The organism is Pseudomonas sp. Bc-h, assembly GCF_002080045.1.
Taxonomy (GTDB): Bacteria; Pseudomonadota; Gammaproteobacteria; order Pseudomonadales; family Pseudomonadaceae; genus Aquipseudomonas.
This window is the reverse complement of record NZ_MUIN01000005.1, coordinates 224220-247562: the sequence shown is the minus strand read 5'-3', so window position 1 is coordinate 247562 and position 23343 is coordinate 224220. Positions and strand designations below refer to the sequence as shown.

Annotated in this window: 25 protein-coding genes; 19 read left to right on the top strand and 6 right to left on the bottom strand. The window is 60.5% G+C overall.

Annotated features, from left to right (window positions below):
- Positions 1 to 142 precede the first annotated feature (142 nt).
- The 11 genes from BWR59_RS09945 to BWR59_RS09895 all read left to right on the top strand — a co-directional run bounded on the left by BWR59_RS09945 (position 143) and on the right by BWR59_RS09895 (position 9573).
- On the top strand, positions 143 to 1165 hold the full coding sequence (locus tag BWR59_RS09945; RefSeq protein WP_081565466.1) for a Glu/Leu/Phe/Val dehydrogenase dimerization domain-containing protein: 1023 nt from the start codon (positions 143 to 145) through the stop codon (positions 1163 to 1165).
- A gap of 103 nt (positions 1166 to 1268) precedes the next feature.
- Positions 1269 to 2369 carry a pyruvate dehydrogenase (acetyl-transferring) E1 component subunit alpha gene (pdhA, locus tag BWR59_RS09940; RefSeq protein WP_081565465.1) on the top strand — a complete coding sequence of 367 codons (1101 nt, stop codon included), beginning with the start codon at positions 1269 to 1271 and terminating at the stop codon, positions 2367 to 2369.
- The gene (locus BWR59_RS09935) at positions 2359 to 3360 is read left to right on the top strand and encodes an alpha-ketoacid dehydrogenase subunit beta (RefSeq protein WP_081565464.1); all 1002 of its coding nucleotides are present in this window, start codon (positions 2359 to 2361) and stop codon (positions 3358 to 3360) included. Before pdhA ends, BWR59_RS09935 begins: the two co-directional genes overlap by 11 nt.
- Before the next feature lie 18 nt (positions 3361 to 3378).
- A complete protein-coding gene (locus BWR59_RS09930; protein ID WP_081565463.1) occupies positions 3379 to 4485 on the top strand; it encodes a dihydrolipoamide acetyltransferase family protein in 1107 nt (368 codons plus the stop codon).
- A 401-nt stretch (positions 4486 to 4886) separates the two neighbouring features.
- On the top strand, positions 4887 to 5162 hold the full coding sequence (locus BWR59_RS09925) for a DUF2282 domain-containing protein (protein ID WP_081565462.1): 276 nt from the start codon (positions 4887 to 4889) through the stop codon (positions 5160 to 5162).
- Entirely contained in the window at positions 5162 to 5602 is a 441-nt protein-coding gene (locus BWR59_RS09920) for a DoxX family protein (protein WP_081565461.1), read from the top strand. Before BWR59_RS09925 ends, BWR59_RS09920 begins: the two co-directional genes overlap by 1 nt.
- A 60-nt stretch (positions 5603 to 5662) precedes the next feature.
- Complete coding sequence (locus tag BWR59_RS09915) at positions 5663 to 6439, top strand: alpha/beta hydrolase (RefSeq protein ID WP_081565460.1); 777 nt, start codon at positions 5663 to 5665, stop codon at positions 6437 to 6439.
- A 51-nt stretch (positions 6440 to 6490) separates the two neighbouring features.
- Complete coding sequence (locus tag BWR59_RS09910; protein WP_081565459.1) at positions 6491 to 6766, top strand: hypothetical protein; 276 nt, start codon at positions 6491 to 6493, stop codon at positions 6764 to 6766.
- Between the two features lie 112 nt (positions 6767 to 6878).
- Positions 6879 to 7721 carry a DUF692 domain-containing protein gene (locus BWR59_RS09905; protein ID WP_081565458.1) on the top strand — a complete coding sequence of 281 codons (843 nt, stop codon included), beginning with the start codon at positions 6879 to 6881 and terminating at the stop codon, positions 7719 to 7721.
- Entirely contained in the window at positions 7718 to 8503 is a 786-nt protein-coding gene (locus BWR59_RS09900; RefSeq protein ID WP_081565457.1) for a DNA-binding domain-containing protein, read from the top strand. The genes BWR59_RS09905 and BWR59_RS09900 overlap by 4 nt, the downstream gene beginning before the upstream one ends.
- 5 nt (positions 8504 to 8508) lie before the next feature.
- Positions 8509 to 9573 carry an alpha/beta hydrolase gene (locus BWR59_RS09895; RefSeq protein ID WP_178111219.1) on the top strand — a complete coding sequence of 355 codons (1065 nt, stop codon included), beginning with the start codon at positions 8509 to 8511 and terminating at the stop codon, positions 9571 to 9573.
- A 135-nt stretch (positions 9574 to 9708) separates the two neighbouring features.
- On the opposite strand, the gene BWR59_RS09890 is transcribed toward BWR59_RS09895, so the two are convergent.
- A complete protein-coding gene (locus tag BWR59_RS09890) occupies positions 9709 to 9972 on the bottom strand; it encodes a YebG family protein (RefSeq protein WP_081565456.1) in 264 nt (87 codons plus the stop codon).
- Between the two features lie 255 nt (positions 9973 to 10227).
- Here BWR59_RS09890 and BWR59_RS09885 point away from each other — a divergent pair, with 255 nt between their 5' ends.
- Positions 10228 to 10716, top strand: coding sequence for a phosphate-starvation-inducible PsiE family protein (locus BWR59_RS09885; protein ID WP_081565590.1), 489 nt, complete (start codon positions 10228 to 10230; stop codon positions 10714 to 10716).
- Between the two features lie 67 nt (positions 10717 to 10783).
- Here BWR59_RS09885 and BWR59_RS09880 read toward each other — a convergent pair whose 3' ends face one another.
- Both BWR59_RS09880 and BWR59_RS09875 read right to left on the bottom strand, forming a co-directional pair.
- Entirely contained in the window at positions 10784 to 11113 is a 330-nt protein-coding gene (locus BWR59_RS09880) for a DUF3509 domain-containing protein (protein WP_081565455.1), read from the bottom strand.
- Between the two features lie 433 nt (positions 11114 to 11546).
- Positions 11547 to 11966, bottom strand: coding sequence for an HPF/RaiA family ribosome-associated protein (locus tag BWR59_RS09875; protein ID WP_081565454.1), 420 nt, complete (start codon positions 11964 to 11966; stop codon positions 11547 to 11549).
- Positions 11967 to 12490: 524 nt separating this feature from the next.
- Here BWR59_RS09875 and BWR59_RS09870 point away from each other — a divergent pair.
- The 6 genes from BWR59_RS09870 to BWR59_RS09845 all read left to right on the top strand — a co-directional run bounded on the left by BWR59_RS09870 (position 12491) and on the right by BWR59_RS09845 (position 18812).
- A complete protein-coding gene (locus BWR59_RS09870) occupies positions 12491 to 12835 on the top strand; it encodes a DUF3649 domain-containing protein (protein ID WP_081565453.1) in 345 nt (114 codons plus the stop codon).
- Positions 12832 to 14394, top strand: a complete 1563-nt coding sequence (locus BWR59_RS09865) for a PepSY-associated TM helix domain-containing protein (protein WP_081565452.1) — start codon at positions 12832 to 12834, stop codon at positions 14392 to 14394. The genes BWR59_RS09870 and BWR59_RS09865 overlap by 4 nt, the downstream gene beginning before the upstream one ends.
- On the top strand, positions 14394 to 14726 hold the full coding sequence (locus tag BWR59_RS09860) for a DUF3325 domain-containing protein (RefSeq protein ID WP_081565451.1): 333 nt from the start codon (positions 14394 to 14396) through the stop codon (positions 14724 to 14726). Before BWR59_RS09865 ends, BWR59_RS09860 begins: the two co-directional genes overlap by 1 nt.
- Before the next feature lie 8 nt (positions 14727 to 14734).
- Complete coding sequence (locus BWR59_RS09855; protein WP_081565450.1) at positions 14735 to 15343, top strand: RNA polymerase sigma factor; 609 nt, start codon at positions 14735 to 14737, stop codon at positions 15341 to 15343.
- Entirely contained in the window at positions 15340 to 16347 is a 1008-nt protein-coding gene (locus BWR59_RS09850; protein ID WP_081565449.1) for a FecR family protein, read from the top strand. Before BWR59_RS09855 ends, BWR59_RS09850 begins: the two co-directional genes overlap by 4 nt.
- A 122-nt stretch (positions 16348 to 16469) precedes the next feature.
- Positions 16470 to 18812, top strand: a complete 2343-nt coding sequence (locus BWR59_RS09845; protein ID WP_081565589.1) for a TonB-dependent receptor — start codon at positions 16470 to 16472, stop codon at positions 18810 to 18812.
- A 132-nt stretch (positions 18813 to 18944) separates the two neighbouring features.
- On the opposite strand, the gene BWR59_RS09840 is transcribed toward BWR59_RS09845, so the two are convergent.
- Complete coding sequence (locus BWR59_RS09840; protein ID WP_081565448.1) at positions 18945 to 19817, bottom strand: AraC family transcriptional regulator; 873 nt, start codon at positions 19815 to 19817, stop codon at positions 18945 to 18947.
- Positions 19818 to 20061: 244 nt separating this feature from the next.
- Here BWR59_RS09840 and BWR59_RS09835 point away from each other — a divergent pair, with 244 nt between their 5' ends.
- Complete coding sequence (locus BWR59_RS09835; protein ID WP_081565447.1) at positions 20062 to 20961, top strand: DMT family transporter; 900 nt, start codon at positions 20062 to 20064, stop codon at positions 20959 to 20961.
- 204 nt (positions 20962 to 21165) lie between these two features.
- On the opposite strand, the gene BWR59_RS09830 is transcribed toward BWR59_RS09835, so the two are convergent.
- On the bottom strand, positions 21166 to 22140 hold the full coding sequence (locus BWR59_RS09830) for a D-glycerate dehydrogenase (RefSeq protein ID WP_081565446.1): 975 nt from the start codon (positions 22138 to 22140) through the stop codon (positions 21166 to 21168).
- Between the two features lie 184 nt (positions 22141 to 22324).
- Entirely contained in the window at positions 22325 to 23272 is a 948-nt protein-coding gene (locus tag BWR59_RS09825; RefSeq protein ID WP_074753667.1) for a LysR family transcriptional regulator, read from the bottom strand.
- Between the last annotated feature and the right edge of the window lie 71 nt (positions 23273 to 23343).

Below are 23343 nucleotides of genomic sequence, written 5' to 3'. Positions count from 1 at the left end.
CGAAGGGGTTCGTCCAGTGCCGATTGCCGAGTGAAGTGTTATGCCGTGTAAACCGCTACGGCTTATCTGGATATATCGGACTGGTCCGCCGTTTTTTCTGCCAGCGCCTATACTCGCAATACAAAAAAAGGGAGCACTGCCTATGTTCGCTCTCATGCAAAGCTCACGCGTTCAATCGCTGCACATGATCGTCGACTCACAGACCTGCCTCAAAGCCGTGATCGCGATTCACAGCAGTCAGAAGGGCCCTGCTCTGGGCGGCTGTCGCTATCTGTCCTATCCAAACGAAGAGAGCGCAATCGAAGACGCTATCCAATTGGCGAGGAACATGAGCTACAAGGCCGTCTTGGCGGGTTTGTCGCTGGGCGGCGGAACGGCTGTCATCCTGCGTCCTGCCCATGTGCCGGATCGCGCCGCGCTGTTCGAAGCGTTCGGTCGCTTCATCCAGACACTCGATGGCCGTTACATCACCGCGATGGACAGCGGCACCTCCAGCGAAGACATGGACTGCATCGCTCAATACACCCAGCACGTCACCAGCACTACCGAATCGGGCGACCCTTCGGCATATACCGCCATGGGGTTGTACGCCGGCATTCGCACGACCGCGATGGCACGGCTGGGCAGCGATAATCTGGAAGGACTGCGGGTGGCGATCCAGGGATTGGGCCATGTGGGTTGGGCCTTGGCCGAGCAGCTTCATGCGGCAGGCGCGGAGTTGCTGGTGGCGGATCTGGACAGCGGCAAGGTGCAGCTGGCGATGGAGCAGATGGGCGCCAAACCGGTTGCAAGCGAAGCACTGCTCAGCACCCCGTGCGACATCCTTGCGCCGTGCGGACTGGGCGGCGTGCTCAACAGCCACAGTGTCACCAAGTTGCGCTGCGCGGCCGTGGCCGGTGGCGCCAACAATCAGCTCAGCTGCGCGGCGATTGCCGATCAGCTCGAGTCACGAGGCATCCTCTACGCACCCGACTACGTGATCAATTCCGGCGGATTGATCTACGTCGCGCTACAACATCAGGGAGAAAACCAGAACACCATCACCGCGCATCTGTCTCAGATAGGAAGACGGCTGACTGAAGTATTTGCCCATGCACAGGCCGAGAAGCGCTCACCCGCGCGGGTAGCCGATGCACTGGCAGAACGCCTGCTCAACATCGAGTAAGCGCCTCACCGGCGGTTCTCGAACCAGGCTCGCGACCACAAGTGGCGAGTTGTGACCATCACGCGTGCATCCCGATGGCGTAGCGCGTGTCCAGGAGTGTGCAATGTCCAATAACAAGATCGATCTTGCGTACACCCGTTATCTGTCCCCCGACGGTCGCCTGACCGGAGAACTTCCCCCTTGGGCAGATGACTTCAACCTTCTCACCCGTCTCTATCGCCAAATGGTGTTGACCCGGCTTTTCGACCAAAAGGCGGTTGCGTTGCAACGCACGGGTCGCATCGGCACCTACGCGCCGACTCTTGGCCAGGAAGCCATCGGAGTCGCTATCGGCAGTCTGATGCATCCGCAAGACGTGCTCATCCCTTATTACCGCGACACCGCCGTTCAATTGATGCGGGGGGTACGCATGGAAGAAATCCTGCTGTATTGGGGCGGCGACGAGCGGGGCAGTGATTACGCCGAACCTGGAGTGGCGCAGGATTTTCCGCTTTGCGTCCCGATCGCGACCCAGGCGCTGCATGCCTGCGGCGTGGCCAGCGCCTTCAAAATTCGCGGTGAGCATCGCGTGGCCGTGACCACTTGCGGCGATGGGGCCACCAGCAAGGGCGACTTTCTCGAAGCGCTCAACGTCGCGGGCGCCTGGCAATTGCCGGTGGTGTTTGTGATCAACAACAACCAGTGGGCGATTTCAGTGCCCCGGCGGATTCAGTGCGGTGCGCCGACCCTGGCACAAAAAGCCATCGGCGCGGGATTCCATGGCGAGCAGGTCGATGGCAACGACATCCTTGCCGTATACGACCGCATGCAGGTGGCGCTTGAACGGGCGCGCAAAGGTAAGGGGCCGGTGCTGCTGGAGTGCCTGAGCTATCGCCTGGGCGATCACACCACCGCTGACGATGCCACGCGCTACCGGGCGGCCGAGGAGGTGAAACAGGCTTGGCTCGAGGAGCCAATCAAGCGTCTCCAGTCATACATGGCCAGTCAGGGTGTCTGGGACGAGGGCCGCGAACAGGCGCTGATCACCGAATGTCAGGCGCTGGTCCAGCAGTCTGTGGATAACTTCGAAAGTGCGGGTATTCAAGCGCCCGAGTCGGTGATCGATCACGTCTACGCCAAGTGGCCGGCGCCATTGGCTGACCAACGCGAGTGGTTCCTTGAGCGTGTGGCGCGTCGTAACGGAGGTGCCGAACATGGCGAATGATCTTTCCACAGACAAAAAGCTGAGCCTCCTCGAAGCGGTCAACATGGCGATGCACCGAGCCATGAGCGAAGACGAAAACGTGGTGGTGCTCGGCGAGGATGTCGGCGTCAACGGCGGGGTCTTCCGCGCCACCCAGGGTTTGCGCGACACCTTTGGTTTCAAGCGGGTGATCGACTCGCCGCTGGCGGAAACCATGCTTGGTGGGCTGGTCGTCGGCATGGCCGCGCAAGGACTGAAACCGGTGGTCGAGATCCAGTTCATGGGCTTTATCTATGCCGCCATGGAGCATCTGGTTTCCCATGCCGCTCGCATGCGCAACCGCACGCGCGGGCGGCTGAGTTGCCCGATGGTCATGCGCACTCCGATGGGGGCTGGCATTCGAGCGCCGGAGCATCACAGCGAAAGCACCGAAGCGATGTTCGCCCATGTGCCGGGCCTGCGTGTGGTCATTCCCTCGTCACCCGCCCGCGCATACGGTCTGTTGCTGGCGGCCATCGATGATCCTGATCCAGTGATCTTTCTCGAGCCAACCCGGCTCTATCGCATGAACCCGCAACCCTTGGTTGACGATGGCAAACGTCTGCCGCTGGACACCTGTTTCACTTTGCGCGAGGGCAGCGACATCACGCTGATCAGCTGGGGCGCCAGCGTTCACGAGACCCTGCAGGCCGCGAATGCGTTGGCCGAGCAGGGTGTATCGGCTGAAGTGATCGACGTGGCATGCGTCAAACCGCTGGACCTTGACACGCTGGAGGCATCAGTGCGCAAAACCGGCCGCTGCGTGATCGTTCACGAAGCCCCGCGTTCGGGCGGGCTTGGCGGGGAAATCGCGGCGAGCCTTTACGAGCGTGTGCTGCTGGACCTTCAGGCGCCGATTCAGCGGGTCACCGCGCCGGACATCCCGCCGCCGCTGTACCGGCTTGAGCAGCTGTATATCCCCAGCGTCGAAGACATTCTTCACGCCTGCGACAGCGCCCTGAATTTCGCCTGACGGCCGAGGAGGCTTGCGATGAAATATTTCAAACTGCCCGATCTGGGCGAAGGCTTGCAGGAAGCGGAAATCGTCCAGTGGCACGTCAAGGCGGGGGACACGGTGAAGGCGGATCAACTGGTGGTTTCGGTTGAAACCGCCAAGGCCATCGTCGATATTCCCGCTCCGTACGATGGCGTCGTGGCGAAGGTGTATGGCGGCGATGGCGACATTCTGCACGTCGGTGAACCGTTGATGGCGTTCGAAGGCGAGGGCGATGCGGGCACTGTCGTCGGGCGATTGGAGGGCGGCGGCAACAGTCAGGACGATCAGTTTTTCGTCGGTGCCGCGCCATCCACCCGCGAGCACATGTCCACCCGCGCGACTCCGGCTGTCCGTCAATTGGCGCGGCAACTCGGGGTCGACCTCAATGCCCTGACGGGCTCAGGCAGCGACGGGCTGATCACGCGCTCCGATGTGGAAAGCGCCTCGCAGGCTGAGCGCGACAAGTTCGGCGGCGAGAAGCTGCGCGGCGTACGACGGAGCATGGCGCTGAACATGGCCAAGTCCCATGCCGAAGTGGTGCCCGTGACGATCTTTGGCGATGCCGATCTGCATCGCTGGGGCTCGGCGCGTGATCCATTGATTCGCATCGGCAAGGCGATGGCGGCGGCGTGCAAAGTCGAGCCGGTGTTGAACAGCTGGTTCGACGGCAAGTCGCTGTCGATCAAACATCACGACAGCCTCGATCTGGGGATTGCCGTCGACACCCCGGATGGCTTGTTCGTGCCGGTACTGCGCGACGTCGGCAATCGTGAAGCGGCAGATCTCAAGGAGGGCATGAACCGCCTGCGCGCGGACGTGAAGGCGCGTTCGATTCCGCCAAGAGAAATGATGGGCGCAACCATAACCTTGTCCAACTTTGGCACACTGTTCGGCCGCTACGCCAACCCGGTGGTGGTCCCGCCGCAAGTGGCGATCATCGGCGCCGGCGGCATCCGCGAAGAGCCGGTGGCTGTGGACGGGCAGGTGGTGGTTCATCCAATCCTGCCACTGTCACTGACGTTCGATCATCGCGCGGTGACCGGTGGCGAGGCAGCACGGTTTTTCAGGGCATTGGTGGAGGAACTGGAAAAACCGGAGTGATACTGCGGCCACTGCTCACTCAAGGCTGACGCCATCCGCTGTGGGAGGGAGCTTGCTCGCGAAGGCAGTGGGTCAGATGGCAGCGGCTGGAAAAATGCTTTCGCGAGCAAGCTCCCTCCCACAAATACCGTTTTTAGCCAATACACATCGTTGGCCCTGACGCCCCGACATTCCTCGGGGCGTTCTCATTTCTGAAATCCGCTTTTATTCCATTCGACTTTGTATCGGACTGTGTACGCATGCCCGGCAGATACATCTGCTCAGGCTTCGGCGCGTATGGCGACACAGACGGGATACAGCCCCGCGTTTAAATCTCCTCACCGAAAGGCGCCGCCGGTTTCAGTCTGAAACCTGACAAGGATGCCGGATTCGGTTCAACCCCGAACTCCCAGGAGATGAACATGACCGCCAAATATGCCGCCCTCGCCGCAACCCTCGCCCTGTCTCTGACCGCTCTGGCCGGTACTGCTTCTGCCGCCGATCAGGCAAGCCCGAAAGAAAAATGCTACGGCGTTTCACTCGCGGGACAAAACGACTGCGCGGCAGGGCCCGGCACTTCCTGCGCCGCTACCGCGAAAGCCGATTACCAGGGCGATGCCTGGGTGCTGGTCGATAAAGGCACCTGCACCACTATCAAGACACCCAAGGGCTACGGCTCGCTGACGGAACAGAAGTAATGCGCGGCTCGATTCTGGCGCCAACGCTGCGGACTGCCATGCCCAGCGCGTTGCTGTTGGTGGCCCGGGTCGGGATTGCTTCGGTGTTCTTCCTGTCGGGGCGCACCAAAGTCACCGGCCTGCTGACCCTCAAGCCTTCGACATTTCAGTTGTTCCAGTACGAGTACGCGTTGCCGCTGGTGCCGAGCGATCTGGCGGCGCATCTGGCGACCTACGCCGAGCATCTGTTTCCGATTCTGCTGGTGCTTGGATTGTTGACCCGGCCCGCTGCTGCGGCGCTGTTGGCCATGACCGCGGTGATCGAGATTTTCGTTTATCCCGACGCCTGGCCGACGCACCTGACCTGGGCCGGATTGCTGCTGCCGCTGGTGGTGTATGGCGCCGGTCGCTGGTCGCTGGACCAACTGTATTTCGGGCGACTTCGCACCGCTCGCCACTGAGTTCGCAACACAAAAAAACTGAAACCTGAGCGGGGCCGAGCAGGCCCCTGGAGATTCACCATGCGTACAGTTTCCAAACTTGCCCTCGGCATCATGGCCGTCGCCGCGCCGATCTTCGCCTCTGCGGCGACACCGGCCGCTGCACCGGTCGCCCCGACGGGTGCGAAAAACATCGTGATCGTGCACGGCTCGTTCGTCGACGGGTCGGGCTGGCGAGTCGTTCACGACATCCTGATTCACAAGGGCTACAAGGTCACCGTGGTGCAACAGCCTGCGACCAATCTGGACGAGGACGTGGCGGCCACTCGCGAAATTCTCGATCAGCAAGTCGGCCCGGTTGTGTTGGTCGGGCACAGTTCCGGTGGTGGCGTCATCAGTGCAGCCGGTGTGCGCGACAAGGTCAAGGCGCTGGTCTACGTCGCCGCGCTGCAACCTGAGGTCGGCGAAAGCATGGGTCAGCTGATCGGTTCGATGCCGTCGCCAAGCGATGACGTGCGCCCGACCCGCGACGGTCACCTGTTCTTTGACCGCACCAAATTCGGCACTGATTTCGCCGGTGACCTGACCAGCAACCGCACTGATTTCATGGCCGCCTCGCAGCCTGCCGCGACTGCCGCCACATTCGGCACCCAAGCATGGGCCGCTGCCTGGCACAACAAGCCGACCTACGGAATCGTCGCCACCGACGACCACGCTCTGAACCCCGATCTGCAGCGCTGGATGTACAAGCGCGCCGGTTCAAAGGTCACCGAAATCAAGGCCAGCCACGCGGTGTATATCTCGCAGCCTGAAGCCGTGGCCAAGGTCATCGAAGAAGCCGCATTGGCGGTCAAGTAATCCCAGATTTCCACTCTGTCGCTTTACCCCAACCATAACTGGAGAAACACCATGATCGCTTCGAACAAGTCCCGTTTCAGCCTCGCCACAGCCGCCGCTCTGATCGCACTGGCCTCGGCTTCCTTCAGCGTTGGCGCGTCCGCCGCGGATGCCGACGCCGACAAGCCGGGCCGCTGCTACGGCGTCAACAGTTGCAAGGGCGAAAGCCTGTGCGCCACTGCCAAGAACGATTGCAAAGGCCTTAACAGCTGCAAAGGCGAAGGCGTGGTCGTGAAAACCAAGGCCGAATGCCTGAAGGCGGGCGGCACCCTGACCGAGCCTAAATAACGGCCGGCCCCTTGTAGCAACAAGGCTCGCTGGCGGTGGCGTATCAAAGATCGCCACCGCCGGCAAACCGGACTGCTACAGACCTTTTGTCCCCTCCAGCGGAGCACACAACATGTCAGCAGTCTTTTCAGGTTACGGGCTGGGCCTGCGCCGGGAGCACTATCAGGACTTTCTGGAAACCGATGTACCGGTGGATTTCGTCGAGGTGATTTCTGAAAACTTCATGGTCGAAGGCGGCCAGCCTCGCGACATTCTGCGTCGCGTGCGCGAGCGTCATCCGGTGGTGCTGCATGGCGTGTCGATGTCCATCGGCTCGGCAGACGGATTGAATCCCGATTACCTTCGGCGCTTGAGGAGCCTGGTGGATGAGATCGAGCCGCTGTTCGTTTCAGACCACCTGAGCTGGTCGCGCATCGGAGGTTTCAACTCCCACGACCTGCTGCCAGTCCCCTATACCCAAGAAGCGCTGGACCGAGTGTGCGCCAATATTTCCATGGCTCAGGACGCGTTGGGTCGGACCATGCTGTTCGAAAACCCCTCCAGCTACCTTAGCTTTCCCGATGCGGCGATGACCGAATGGGAGTTCATCGCCGAGATGTCCCGTCGCACCGGCTGCGAGCTGCTGCTGGACGTCAACAACGTCTATGTCAGCGCCAGCAATCATGGCTTCGACGCGCTGGCATTCCTTGACGCAATTCCCGCCGAGCGTGTGCGCCAGATTCATCTGGCCGGGCACAGCCAGGGCCCTGACCTGCTGATCGACACCCACGACAGCCCGGTATGCCCGGACGTCTGGCAGCTTTACGCCAGGGCCATTTCGTTACTCGGCCCGGTGGCGACGATGATCGAGCGCGACGACGACATTCCACCCCTTGCCGATTTGCTGGAGGAGCTGTCGATCGCCCGCAACCTGGGTTTGATTGAAGCCCGGCGTCGGGCAGGAGCGGTCGCATGAAGCTCGCCGACATGCAACGCGATTTTCAATCGTGGCTGATCGATGCGTCCGAGGATGCGGCGGATCGCTTGAGCGTCCACGCCGCAGCGGGGCTGGCGGTCTATCAGAACAACTACCGGGCGCAATTGGTCAGCTGTCTGGAACATGCTTTTCCACAGTTGCGCACGTGGCTGGGCGAGGAGGCGTTTCGCAATACGGCGATTGCTCACATCGAAGACTATCCGCCCCATGCCTGGACGCTCGATGCCTATGCCGAACACTTCGGCGAGACGCTCTCCAGGCGTTTTCCAGACAACCCCGACATCCACGAATTGGCGTGGATCGAACAGGCTCTGGGCGAGGCCTTCGTGGCACGAGACGCTGCACCGTTATCTGTCGACGCTCTGGCGACCATCGATTGGGATGCGGCGCAGCTACGTTTCACACCCTCGCTACGACTGCACGCCATGACCACCAATGTCGAGGCGATCTGGAGCGCGCTGTGCGAAGGGCACACGCCGCCCGAAAGCGAAATGCTCGCCGAAGGTGGCGGGTTGATGGTATGGCGGCGCAAGTTCACCTCCCGTCTGCGTGAAGTGGATGCACTGGAATACGCGGCGTTGGTTCAGCTTCAACAGAACGGCAGTTTCGTCGATTTATGCGAAATGCTCGTCGCCCGTCTAGGCGAACAGGAGGGTGTGGCCAAGGCTGGCGCCTTGCTTGCGAACTGGCTCGGCAGCGAGCTGATCATCGGCGTCGACAGCGACGTTCAACCGCTGGCGGCCAGCGAGTCTGAGGGATGAAAAACATGTCTGGATTCACACTCAATCGTCGGCACTTCCTGACATCTTCCGCAGCAGGTGTCGCAGCGCTCGCGCTCAGCGATCTGACGCCTGCGTTGGCGGCGACCGATACTGTCGAGAGCCATGTCATTGCGAGCAATTCTGTTCGCGCAGCTGCAACCCTGGGCCCGATCAAGCAGGTCAGCACCGATGTGCTGGATATCGGCTATTACGAAGCGGGGCCGCAAGACGGCCGTCCAGTGGTGTTGCTGCACGGTTTTCCCTATGACATCCACAGTTACGTCGAGGTGGCGCCGATCCTCGCCGCACAGGGCATGCGCGTGATCGTGCCGCACCTGCGCGGCCACGGCAGCACCAGGTTCCTGGACAAGGACACGCCGCGCTCCGGCCAACAAGGGGCCATCGGCCAGGACTTGCTGGATCTGATCACCGCGCTGCACATTCCTGAAGCGGTGTTCGCCGGGTACGACTGGGGCGGTCGTGCAGCCTGTGTCGCCGCCGCATTAAAACCGTCCCGTTGCGTGGGATTGGTGTCGGTCAACAGTTACCTGATCCAGAACATCGTCAAGGCGGCCGAGCCGCTGCCGGCGCATGTCGAATGGGGATTGTGGTATCAGCATTATTTCCAGACAGAACGCGGGCGTGCTGGATTGCAGGCCAACCGCCGCGAGATTGCGCAGATTTTGTGGAAGAACAATTCGCCGACGTGGCATTTCGATCAAGCGACGTTCGAGCGTTCTGCTGGCTCGTTCGACAACCCGGATTATGTCGACGTGGTGATCCATTCGTATCGTCATCGCATGGGGCTGGCGCCCGGTGCTGCCGACTATGAGGAGATCGAGAAAAAGCTGGCTCAGACGCCATCGATCAGCGTTCCGAGCATCACCCTGGACGGTATGGCTGACGGTGTGATCGCTGCTACCGATGGCACATTATCCGCAGGGCGGTTCAGTGGCACGCGTGTGCATCGGCAGATCCTCGGGGTCGGGCATAACTTGCCACAGGAAGCGCCGCAGGCATTCGCCGATGCCGTTGCCGAGCTGGTGCGTAACGGTAAGTGGCGAACCTGAGTCGATGCGGTTCACTGGAAGACAGATGTAGCTGTGGGAGGGAGCTTGCTCGCGATGAGATTCGAACAACCGCTATATTCGGTTGTTCAAACCACGTTTGGCGAACAAGCTCCCTCCCACAGGGATCGCGGCGACTTATTCGTCAGCCGCATCACTCAACAATTCATTCAACGCATCCGGCTGGTTCTTGAACGCGCGGGCGAAAACGTCGCGGTTCTTGGCCATGTAGATGCCTGCTTCTTCGACCTGCGCTTCAGACAGGGAAGGCACAGCCTTGCTCAATACACTGGACAGCAGCTCGGCGAGTTCGAGCATCTTGTCATGACGATCAGCTTCGGCTTTATCCATGAACAAACGCTCCAGATCTCGGCTGCTGCGGTATACCACTTCGACGGCCATTTACCACCTCATATGCCTTCACGATAGTTATCTTTAGCGGGTACTGTGTTTTTATACAGTGCGCAGCATAAGGCAATCGATGCTGCTTGGGTAGTGGCAATTCATACGCATTTTTAGCGCCAGCCCGGGCCTTGCGACATCCAGTCACGTTCTCAAGGGTAGTCAATGGCCCCTTTAATGCTTGGCAAAATGCGCAAGCAAAAGCTTCATGCACGCGCGGCATCATCCGTTCTGGGCTATTCAAGGAAGTTCATCGTGAAAATAAACTGGGCCGAGTCCCTCCGCCAACACGTACACAGCTGCGCAGAATCGCTGGGCAATCTGTTCGTCGAGACCTTCCATTACCTGGCGCTGTTCGCCATCGGCGCAGTCACCGCATGGGCTGCGGTCATGGCCTTCCTGGGGATGCTGGAGAAGGGGCACATCACGGTCGATGACATCCTGCTGCTGTTCATCTACCTGGAATTGGGCGCGATGGTCGGGATCTATTTCAAGACCAACCACATGCCCGTGCGCTTTCTGATTTACGTCGCAATCACCGCACTGACGCGCTTGCTGATTTCCGACGTCTCGCACCACGCGCCGCCAGATCTGGGTGTCGTGTACCTCAGCGGTGCAATTCTGCTGCTGGCCTTTGCGATTCTGGTGGTGCGTTACGCGTCGTCGCAATTTCCATCAGTAAAAGTGCCTGACCCGCATGGCAAAACCAAAGGGGCGGTGATCGAGGAAAAGGGAGAGATTTGAGAGGGGGCATCAGGTGGGAAAATGGAGGCGATTCGTCGAGTCGCCTCCGTCAGTTTCGCGTCATTGATCAGAGGCCCATTGCCTGATTGGAACGGTTGAGCATGCCGGCATTGGCGGCCGGTGGTGCCAGTTGTTTAACGTCACCGTCGGTCATGGCGGCGAGAATCTTGATTGCACTGTGACCTTGTTCGATCGCGATGCCGAACTGCACGCTCTCGATCAAGCGACGCAGGCGCTTGGGGGAATTACGTTGCTCGGGGCTGATCAAGCGTTTAGCGACCACACCTGACTCGTTGGAAAGGGTCAGCATGATGGTTCCGTCGAGGCCCTGGATACTCAGATTGACGCGGTAGTCCGGGTGAAAAGCATCAGTGATCTGTTGAAAAGGATTGTCCATGGCCTATTACCTGATTATCGATCTGCATAAGTTGACTGAGTGTTAGTCCCATAAGTTCTGGACGCTGGATCAACGGTAGGCGTCGAACAGTGTCCGGGGTTAGAAGTCAGCTGCCCGTCGAGCCAGAAGGGGCGTGGCCTGCAGCGGTTGGAGGCTCGACGATTCGATACTTGCAGGGTTCGGGCCATGCGGGACGAACGGCGTGATTAAAGCGAACATGAAACCTTTCAGCGAAGAAACTGTGATCGGGTTTACCGTTTCACATTAATTCCTGAGTACTAGCCAAATGCCGCTTCAGTTGCAGGCAAGCACCATTAGTGCGCCGAGCGCCTGCTTTGTGTGCGTGAGCATTTGCGATGTTCAACAAAAAAGGCGGGCCTGTCTCCACAGGCCCGCCTTTCATTTATCGATAGATATTTTTCAGCTTTGCTGTTCAACCATGCAAAGCGTCGTCTTTTTCCAGAAACTCTTCCTGCAACAACGCGTCCGGGTTCTCCACTTCTTTGCCTGTGGCACTGGTGAGGGTGGTGACATTGCCACGTTTGCTGCGCAGTTTGCCGAACAGGTGCTCAAGGGCGTGATCGAGCTTCACGGCTGCGCCTTCCACGGCCTGATCAAGCGAATCGGCCTTGTGGGTAACGGAAATAGGTTGGTGTCCTTTGGGCCGGGCTTCCATCTGGCAACGGATGTCGTGCGGGCCGGGTTTGTCGCCGTTCTCGTCGCGGATGTGAACTTCAACGCGGGTGAGATCTTCTTCGTAGCGGTCGAGCGTGCTTTCAACGGTGGTTCGTACCCACTCCTCCAGTCGGATGCTGCTTTCGATGTGGTTATCGCTATTGACCTGGATTTGCATAGTTCTTCCCTTACTTTGGCTTGCTCGGGAGAGTCTCGACGACACTGAATTTTCGTCTGCCCTCACTCACAGTGTTGGCGCCGATGAAGAAACAATTCAACCCCTGAGTGAGAGAAATATTTCTAAACGGAAAATTTTTATCAGAGGGAACTTTCGGCGAGGAACGCCCGCGCGCAAATGACGGGTCGACCGCTAAGGCATTTGGCTCCCATGCATCAATCAGGGCGCACCAAATTCGCTTTTCGACATTCACTCCAATACCGCTTAAACCTCTGAAGCTTCACTGGCGCCAGACCCCGATCGTGGACAGAACCCGTTCGCCGGCCAGCTGGCGGACCAGCGATTGGGTTGAATTCCGTCAGACTCTTTTGCATATGAGAATATTTATCATTAATATTGCGATCTTTTGTGCTTACGCTGCGCGACGCGCCCGTTCGCTCGCCGGATTTCAGGAAGATCATGCCTATGTCGATTCGCACAATGTGCTGCCAACTACGCGGCGCTTTCATCGAAGTTCACCGCTGATGGAGACGCTGTCGGTGAGCGCGCATGCGTCTGAAAAACGTCAGAAGAAGCCACGGTCCGGCGCAATTTCGGTCCGTGGGCGGCTGGCGGTCGCCTCGCGGGTTCTCGCCGCGTTGATTGGCGGCTATCTGCTGACGGCATTGACCAGCATCTGTCTGGCGCAATTTCTCCCGCTGGTCCGTGCCGAGGCAGTCGTCTTGGCGATGACCCTTTCGTTCCTGGTCTATCTGCCGGCCGTGTTGTGGTGTTTCGCCTGCGGCACGGCATGGCGCGCATGGTTCGGGCTGTTGCTGCCCAGTGCTGTGCTTGCGGCGCTTTACGCCAGTGCGCGGTGGTTACTGTGAAAGAGGGTTTCCGGCAGGCGATGGCCTGGTTGCACACCTGGGCGGGATTGACCTTCGGCTGGCTGCTGTTCGCGATTTTCCTGACCGGCACGCTCTCGTATTTCAAGAACGAAATCACTCAGTGGACGCACCCGGAAATCGTCCCTCATGAAATCTCGGCTGCCGATGGTGTCAACCGCGCCCAGCAATGGCTGGGAGAGAACGCTGCGGATGCCAAACGCTGGTTCATCCGCTTGCCGGACGAACGTTCCCCCGAGCTCGGCGTGAGCTGGACGCCAGCCAAAGGCCGTTTTGAAGAACGGTCGCTGGACTCGCTCACCGGGGTTCCTGTGCAGGTTCGCCAGAGCATGGGCGGTGAGTTCTTCTATCGCTTCCATTTCCAACTGCAAATGCCATATCCCTGGGGGCGTTGGCTGGCGTCGCTGGCAGCGATGGTGATGTTCGTCGCGCTGATCAGCGGGATCATCACTCACAAGAAAATCTTTAAGGAGTTCTTCACCTTCCGGCCGCGTAAAGGTCAGCGCACCTGGCTGGACGGGCACAACGCGGTGGCGGTTCTGGTGCTGCCGTTTCACCTGATGATCACCTACAGCAGCCTGGTGATCTTCATGACCATGATCATGCCGCTGAGCATTCTCACGACCTACGGCAAGAACACCCAGGGGTTCTTCGACGATCTGTTTCCGGCTTTCAAGACCGAGCAGGCCTCGGCTGACCGGGCACCGCTGGCGTCGATCGCGCCGATGTTCGAGGTGGCTGCAGAAAAATGGCCGGGCAGTCGCGTCGGGCTGATCACCGTGAACAATCCCGGCAGCGCCAATGCGTCTGTCACCATGACCCGACACGGCGCCGACCATATTCCCCACGAGCCGGGCACGGCGCTGGTGTTCGATGGGGTCAGCGCAGAACTCAAGAGCGAAAGCAACATGGGCGCAGCGTCGTTGATGCTGGCCGGTGGTCTTTATGGCCTGCACATGGGCCACTTCGCGGGCCCGCTGCTGCGCTGGCTGTATTTCCTCGCCGGGATTGGCGGCACGGCGATGATCGGCACGGGGCTGGTGATCTGGCTCGGCAAACGTCGGCTCAAGCACGCCAAGTCCGGTGTCCTGCCGTTCGAATTGCGCCTGGTGGAAATGCTCAACGTGGCGAGCATGTCCGGGCTGATGCTGGCGGTGGTGAGTTTCTTTTGGGCCAATCGGCTGCTGCCGGTGAGCTTCACAGGCCGCAGTGACTGGGAAGTGAAGACCTTCTTCTGCGTCTGGGGCGTGGCCTTGCTGCACGCCTTTGCGCGGGTTTTCTTGCGCGACGGGCGCAGCGCATGGCGTGAGCAACTGACCCTCGCCGCGCTGTTGTATTGCGCCTTGCCGATCCTGGATATGGCCACGGCGGGCGGTTACCTTCTGGCGTCGTTGAAGCAGGGGAACCTGACCTTGGTTGCTCTGGACATGACGGCCTTGGCCACGGGGATATTCCTGGCCTGGGGCGCGTTCAGGTTTCGTGGCGACGGCAAGATCGTGCTCGCCAGCAAACTCACTCCCGCAGTGCAGGAGGCCCGCTGATGCCGTTGGCAACCTTGCTCTGCTATGTCGGTTTCAGCGCACTGTGCCTGTCGATGAATCGTCACTACGAGGACCTCACAGGTCGCTCGTTCTCAGTGTCTCGCGCTAAAGCGCTCAGGCTCCTGGGTTGGGCCGCATTGCTGGCGTCACTCTGGGTGGCGCTGGCCTCGCAGACGTTGGGGCAAGCCCTCGTACAGTGGAGCGCCGCGCTGATGAGCAGCGCGGTCGTGTTGGTTTTCGTGATGTCTTATTGGCCAAGGCTGGCCTTGTCGTTGGCGGGAGTCGGGGTGTTGCTCTGCCCGGTTTTCGCCTTCCTTCAACTTCTGGCCTGAGCCTTCCAATGATCGACCTCACCCCGCCGACGCAACATGCGGCCTCTCCTGATACTGATCAGGACGCCCCCAAGGCGGCGCGTGCCCACTTTCTGAAAGTGTTTCTGTCGCAGCGTCCTCAGATGGAGGCGCTGGTGAGTCGGCGTGTCGGTTGTCGGGCGACAGCGGCGGATCTGGTTCAGGACCTGTTCGTCAGGTTCTGGCGTCGGCCGTTGCTGCAGGTAGAAGAACTCAACACCTATCTGCTGCGTTGCGCGGGCAACATTGCCATCGATCATCTGCGCAACGAAGGCACGCGAGCGCGGCTCAACGAAGGGCTGGTGCCCGACGAGCAGGAGCAGCGCAGCGATGAGCCTCAAGCGGCGCTTGAAGCCAGCAGCGATCTGCGTCATGTCGAAGCTGCCTTGCGCGGACTGCCGGAAAAAACACGGCAGATCTTCCTGCTCAATCGCATTCACGGGCGCAAATACGGCGAAATCGCCAAGGCCATGGGGCTTTCGCAAAGTGCCGTGGAAAAACATATGATGCGCGCCCTGCAAGCCTGCAAGGCGAGCCTGGATCAGGGCGCCGCGCGGGTGATTCCCCTACGTGCGAAGTCCGAGGACGCTCGTCGATGACCGCGCCTTCGGATTCGACCCTGATGATCACTCCCGAACAACACGATGCAGCCCTGAACTGGCTGAGTGTTCTGCATGACAAGCCCAGTGCTGCCGATCAGGCGCGTTTCAGTCGCTGGCTTAAGGCCGATCCCGCCCATGCCGAGGCGTACGCTCAGGTTCAAGTGATGTGGGAGCTGACCGAAGAGCCCGCTGCGAAGCTCGCTGGCGAAGATGCAGCGGCACTCCAGGTGTTGCTGGGGGCGATGGACGCTCCGGCGGATGTGCCAATGCGTCGCTCGTTGCCGCGCTGGACTGCCGGGCTCGCTGTGGCGGCTTGTCTGGTGCTGACGGTAGGCGTCGGCCTGGGTTGGCAGCCGCAGCGCTGGATCGATGATCTGGGTGCCGATTACGTGTCGGCCCCCGGGCAGGTGCGCACGGTGACCCTGGCCGACCAGTCGCAGGTAACGCTCGATGCCGACAGCGCCATCGCCGTGCATTTCACCGATGGCAAGCGACATGTGCAGTTGCGTCGCGGCGCTGCGTTCTTTCAGGTCACCCATACTGGCGAGCCGTTCGTGGTCGATGGCGGGCGTGGAGAGACGCGGGTGCTTGGCACTCAGTTCGAAGTCCGTCTGCAGCCTGCCGGGGCGCAAGTCACCGTGTTGTCCGGGCGCGTCGGCGTGAAGGCCGCTGCGGACTTGCCGCAGCAGATCCTGACTGCAGGCCAGCGCGTGAGCTACGACCAGGCCCACACCACCGCCCCCGCGTCGGTCGACAGCGAAAGCCAGCTGGCGTGGCGTCAGGGCTGGCTCAACTACTACCGCACGCCGCTGGCGGATGTGATTAGCGATCTGAGCCGCTACTACCCCGGCCGCATCGTTGTGCTCAATGACCAACTCGCTTCGAAAAAAATCAGCGGCAGCTTCCCCAGCAACGACCCGCAGGCAGTGCTGGCGGCATTGAGGTCGGTGGTCGGATTCGAGCAGTACGAAGCGTTGGGGCGGGTGATCGTTATCCGCTGAGGGGGCGACGAATGTGCCGATCCCGGCGACATCTGTAGCAGCACGGCTTGCCGGCTCCCACGATTTTCCGGATTTGAGATTTACGAGGTTTCGTTCAAGTGAAAGTCTGGCTCGGCATTGCCATGCTAACTGTCTGGAGCGCGTGCGTTCAGGCGGCGGAGCCTGCCTATGACTTTTCGATTCCTGCCAGACCCTTGCCTCAGGCGCTCAGCGATTTCAGCCGGGTCACCGGGCAAAGTGTGGTCTACACCCTGGACACGCCCTACAACATTGACGCCCCGGCGGTCAGCGGATCGATGACCGCCGCACAAGCGCTGAAACGATTGCTCGCTAGCTCAGGCCTGAACTACCGTCGCGCCAGCGAAAACACCTTCACGCTTGAGCTCGCACCGCACGAAGGCGCGATAACCTTGGGCCTGACCCAGATCGACTCACAGCGCAGCGCCGTTGAAAGCTACCAGCCGCCGGCCAGCACGTCTGTGATGCGCAGTGCCACACCGCAACTTGAAAACCCGCAAGCCGTCAGCGTCGTACCCGCCCAGGTGCTGCGAGATCAGGCCCCGCGCAACCTGGACGACGCCCTGAGCAACGTCAGTGGGGTTACTCAGGGCAACACGCTGGGCAGCACTCAGGACACGCTGATGAAGCGCGGCTTTGGCGACAATCGCGACGGTTCGATCATGCGCGACGGCATGCCAGTGGTGCAGGGCCGAAGCCTCAATGCCACTGCCGAGCGAGTCGAAGTGCTCAAGGGACCTGCCTCGTTGCTCTATGGCATCCAGGACCCGGGCGGCGTGATCAACGTTGTCAGCAAACGCCCCGAATTTCAGTCTTACGATGCCTTGACGGCGCGCGGCTCCAGCTTCGGTTCGGGCAAGAACGGCAGCGGTGGAACACTCGACAGCACCGGTGCAGTGGGGAGCTCAACACTGGCGTATCGGCTCGTGCTTGACCACGAAGACGAAGATTACTGGCGCAATTACGGCGTGCATCGCGAGACATTGGTGGCGCCGTCGCTGGCTTGGTACGGCGATGACACCCAACTGTTGGCAGCGTACGAACATCGCGAGTTTCTCTCGCCCTTCGACCGTGGAACGGCCATCGATCCCCGCACCAACCACCCATTGAACATACCGGCTACCCGTCGTCTGGATGAGCCGTTCAACAGCATGGAAGGGCGCTCGGATTTGTATCGCTTCGAGGCCGACCATCAATTCGACGACAACTGGAAAGGCCATCTGGGTTACAGCTACAACCGCGAAACCTATGACGCCAGCCAGGTGCGGGTGACAGCAGTGAATCCGGCCACTGGCACGCTGACACGCTCGATGGACGGCACCGGCAATTCGCTGAGTACCGATCGCTTCACCACCCTGACCCTCAATGGCAGCATCGACATGGCCGGGATGCAGCACGACGTGCTGTTCGGCTTCGATGACGAGTACCGCAAGATTTATCGCGGCGAGCTGATCCGGCAGAAAAGCCTGACGACGTTCAGCTACGTCGATCCGGTTTATGGTCAGGAAGCCGAGGGCACGCAGGTCAGTGCGCCGGACAGCAATCAGCAGGACATCCTGCGCACCGATTCGCTGTTCTTTCAGGATTCGATTCACCTGACCGAGCAATGGATTTTCGTCGCCGGCGCCCGGTATCAGTTGTTCGATCAACAGGCTGGCAAGGGCATTCCGTTTACCCGCAACACCGATCTCAACGGTCAGAAATGGATTCCCCGCGCCGGGTTGGTGTACCGCTACACCGATGAGTTGTCGTTCTATGGCAGCTATACCGAGGCATTCAAACCCAACTCCAGTATCGCCGCGCTGGCAGGGGGCACGGTGCTGGATTCGGCGACCCTGCCCGAGGAATCGAAAGCCTGGGAGCTGGGCGCCAAATGGAATGTGGATAAGCGCATCAGCGGCACCCTGGCGTTGTTCGACATCAAGAAACGCAACGTGCTGGTCGCCAACTTCGATTCGCTCACGGCCAACACGGTCTATACCACGGCTGGCGAAGTACGCTCCCGAGGTGTCGAGCTGGACCTGAGCGGGCAGCTGAACGAACGGTGGAGCCTGATCGGGGGCTACGCGTTTACCGATGCCTGGGTGGTGGAAGATCCGGCCTTGAAGGGCAATCGCCTGCAAAACGTGCCGCAACACAGCGGCTCGTTGTCGGCGGTGTATGACTTCGGCGCTGTATTGGGGGCGGACCGTTTGCGGGCGGGGGCGGGCGCGCACTATGTCGGCGAGCGCGCAGGAGATCCGGAGAACGACTTCGACCTGCCGGGCTACACCGTCGCCGATGCGTTCGCCACCTACGAAACGAAGCTGGACGGGCAAAAAGTGAAGTTTCAGCTCAACGTGAAGAACCTGTTCGATCGCACCTATTACAGCTCGGCGGTGAGCCGCTATTTCGTGTCGATGGGGGATTCGCGACAGGTGAGCGTGGCGACGACGCTGGAGTTTTGAGAGGCGAATGCTTACGCGAAATCTCTTGTGGGAAGGAGCTTGCTCGCGAAGAGGTTTGCACACCCAGCAAGATAGTTGCGGGTGTAACTCCGCCTTCGCGTGCAAGCTCCCTCTCACAGAGTTCTGCGTCGTTCAGGAAAACACCATCCGATATTCCCCAGCCGTCGCCCCCATTACCTGCTTGAAGCGATTGCTGAAATGGCTGGCGCTGGCGAATCCGCATTCCAGGGCAATCTCGCCGAATGGCATGCGGGTGCCGCGCAGCAACTCCCGCGCGCGATTCATGCGCCGGGCCAGCAGGTACTGGTGGGGCGGCAGCCCGAAGCTCTCGCGGAACATGCGCGCGAAGTGGTACTCCGACAACGCACACATCCCCGCCAATTGGCCCAGGCTCAGCGGCTCTGCCAGATTCTGCTCGATGAACTCGACCAGGTGCCGACGCAGGTGCGGCGCCAGCCCGCCCTTTAGACGCAGACCGTCGCGCAAACCCACCTGGCTCAGGATCATGTGATCGAGCAGTTCATGGGCCACGCTGCTGGTCAGCAAACGCTCGCCGGGCTCGTTCCAGTTCATGCCGATCAGCCGGTGGAAGCGTTCGGCTTGCAGCGGGTCCTCGATGAAGGTGTTTTCTCGCAGCATCATTTCCCGTGGCTCGCGGTCGAGCAGAGTGACGCAGTTGAGGGAAAACTGTTCCGGGCTGATGTAGAGGTGGGCCAGGCGTATGTCGCCGTTGACGACCCAGGATGACTGATGCCCGGCCGGCAGCACGCAGAGCTTGTCCGGCGCGCCTTTTTTGTCGGGCTGATCGCGACGATAGGTTTGGGTGCCGCCCGAGATGTAGCAGGACAGGGTGTGATGGCTTGGCCCGTGATACTCCTGAGCGTCGTGGCGGTTGTTCCACAACGCCGCGACCACACCGTCTCCCAGGGATGCACTCTGCTCCAGCTGCGCATGGGGCGAACTGTTCAGGGATTGGAAGACTTGAAGGGTGTCCAGTGACGACATTTCGGTTCTCGTGGAACAACGATCATTGGTTCTGTAGCAGCACGGCTTGCCGGCGGCAGCGGTCTTGCGGACGTCACCGCCGGCAAGCCGGACTGCGACAGGGGCTGTGCATGTTCGGGTTCTGAGCCTCGCATCCTACTCGGTAGACGCTGTGCTGCCATCGGGCCACCGATCAAATGCGCAAGTTTTTGCAAGTGACGACCACAGGTGACGCGCAGACTCAGGCCTCAATGAGGAGCCTGACATGAACATCTCGCTGTATCTGCTGACCGTCCTGATCTGGGGCACCACCTGGATCGCCCTGAAACTGCAACTGGGCGAGGTGGCGATTCCGGTGTCCATCGTTTACCGCTTTGGTCTCGCCGCGTTGATCCTGTTCGCCATGCTGCTGATCAGCGGCAAGCTGCAGAAGGTCAATCGTCGCGGGCAATTGATCTGTCTGGCGCAGGGCTTGTGCCTGTTCTGCGTCAACTTCATGTGCTTCCTGCACGCCAGCCAATGGATTCCCAGCGGCCTGGTCGCCGTGGTGTTTTCGACCTCGACCTTGTGGAACGCGCTGAATGCCAGAGTGTTCTTCAAACAGAAGATCGCCCGCAATGTGCTGATGGGTGGCGCGCTGGGGCTCGCAGGGCTGGGCTGCCTGTTCTGGCCGGAGCTGTCCGGGCACAGCGCAAGTCATGAAACCCTGATCGGTCTCGGCCTGGCGCTGCTCGGCACGCTGTGCTTTTCGGCGGGCAACATGCTGTCCAGCCTGCAACAGAAAGCCGGCCTGCGCCCGTTAACCACCAACGCCTACGGCATGTTGTACGGCGCGGCGATGCTCAGCGTTTACTGCCTGGTCAGCGGTACGCCGTTCGGTTTTGAATGGAATACGCGTTACATCGGCTCGCTGCTGTACCTGGTGATTCCGGGCTCGGTGATCGGCTTCACCGCCTACCTGACGCTGGTCGGACGCATGGGACCGGAGCGCGCGGCGTATTGCACGGTGCTGTTCCCGGTGGTGGCATTGAATGTATCGGCGTTCGCCGAAGGCTACCAATGGACCGCACCCGCGTTGATGGGGCTGGTGCTGGTGATGGTGGGGAATGTGCTGGTGTTCAGAAAACCGAAGGTGGTGGTGCCGGTCGCGGTGAAGCTGGCTTGATCGCTTAGCCCCGGTGCCTGAGGAGCATGATGATCGTGCCCACGCTCTGCGTGGGCATGCATGCACTGACGCTCTGCGTCAGCCTGACCGCCGCTGGACGCAGAGCATCCCCGGCGGCATTCCCTCGGGGACCGTGGGAACGATCATCATCACCTGTAGCAGCACGGCTTGCCGGCGGTTCGGTTTGTCAGACGCTGAAAATCTTCAGCCCTTCCACACCTGCTGATTCACCAGATCCTGCGGCTTCTCACCCAGCAGTGCGGCACGTAGGTTGTCGAAGGCACGGTCTGCCATGGCCTGACGGGTTTCGTGGGTGGCAGAACCGATGTGCGGCAGGGTCACGGCATTGCTGAGCTTGAACAGCGGCGACTCAGGCAGCGGCTCTTTCTCGTAAACGTCCAGACCTGCGCCGCGAATGGTGCCGCTCTGCAGCGCTTCGATCAGGGCCGGTTCGTCGACGATCGGGCCGCGAGCGATGTTCACCAGAATCGCGCTCTTCTTCATCAGCCCCAGTTCGCGGGTGCTGATCAGGTGCTTGGTCTTTTCGCTGAGTGGCACCACCAGGCAGACGAAATCAGCCTCGGCCAGCAGTTGATCCAGCGTGCGGAATTGCGCGCCCAATTCCTGCTCGATGGCGGTCTTGCGGCTGTTGCCGCTGTACAGGATCGGCATGTTGAAACCCAGACGGCCACGACGCGCAACCGCCGCGCCGATATTGCCCATGCCGACGATGCCCAGCGTCTTACCGTACACGTCAGTGCCGAAATGCGGCGCTTCGATGCTGCGCTTCCAGTTTCCGGCCTTGGTGTAGGCGTCCAGCTCGGCAACGCGACGGGCGCTGCTCATGATCAGCGAGAAACCCAGGTCGGCAGTGCTTTCGGTCAGCACGTCCGGGGTGTTGGTCAGCATGATGCCGCGCTCGGACAAGTAACCCACATCGTAGTTGTCGTAACCGACCGAGATGCTCGATACCACTTCCAGCTGTTTCGCGCTTTCCAACTGCTCGCGGCCCAGCTTGCGACCGGCGCCGATCATGCCGTGAGTGTGGGGCAGGGCTTCGTTGAACTGCTCGTTCAGATCACCCTTTTTCGGGTCCGGGATGATCACGTTGAAGTCTTGCTGCAGGCGCTCGGCCATTTCCGGGGACACGCGGCTGAAGGCAAGGACGGTCTTTTTCATCGGATAGCTTCTCTCGGGCGGTTCAGATGGGAAGTGCATAGCACGCTAACATTCTTGTTGTTTGATTGGCGAGGGAACAGCGCAAACCGATCACTTGTAGCCGCCAGGCTTGCCGGCGGTGGCGTCCATGAAACCGCCGCTACCACCGGCAAGCCGTGCTGCTACAAAACGCGGTGCGGGGCGATCACACCGTTTCCGGCAATACATGAGTCTGCAAATCCGCCTCATGCGCCGCCATGATCTCCGGCAAGGAGCCGCGCAGATACTCGACCCAGGTCTTGATTTTGGCATCCAGATACTGCCGCGACGGGTAGATCGCGTACAGGTTCAGCTCGTGGGAACGGTATTGCGGCAGCACGCGGACCAGCGAGCCGTTACGCAGGCCTTCGATCGCCGAATAGATCGGCAGAATCCCGATGCCCATGCCGCTGCTGATCGCCGCTTTCATGGCGTCGGCCGAGTTCACCAGAAATGGCGAGCTGGCGATGGTCACGGTTTCCTGGCCTTCAGGGCCGTCGAACGCCCATTTCTCCAGCGGGAACACCGGGCTGACCAGGCGAAGACACGCGTGATTCAGCAAGTCCGCCGGTTTGTATGCCATGCCGAACGCCTTGATGTAGGCAGGTGACGCACAGACGATGCTGTAGGTAATGCCCAGACGCTGGGAGACGAATCCCGAGTCCGGCAACTCGCTGGCCAGCACGATCGATACGTCGTAACCCTCTTCAAGCAGATCGGGCACGCGGTTGGTCATGGTCAGGTCGAACGACACGTCCGGGTGATTGCGACGATAGCGGGCGATGGCATCGATCACGTAATGCTGGCCGACCCCTGTCATCGAATGCACTTTCAGCTGCCCGGCCGGACGCGCATGGGCGTCGCTGGCTTCCGCTTCGGCTTCTTCGACATACCCCAGAATCTGCTCGCAACGCAGCAGATAACGCTTGCCGGCTTCGGTCAGCGCGATGCGGCGGGTCGTGCGGTTGAGGAGACGGGTTTGCAGATGCGCTTCCAGATTGGAAACAGCGCGCGAAACGTTGGCGGTGGTGGTGTCCAGCTGAGCCGCGGCAGCGGTGAAGCTGCCTGCCTGTGCGACGCAACTGAAGGCGCGCATGTTTTGCAGAGTGTCCATTGGCCGTTCTCTGGTGAGATGGCAAATTGTGACATGAAGTTGCTGACCCATGTCAGCCATACCAAAGGATT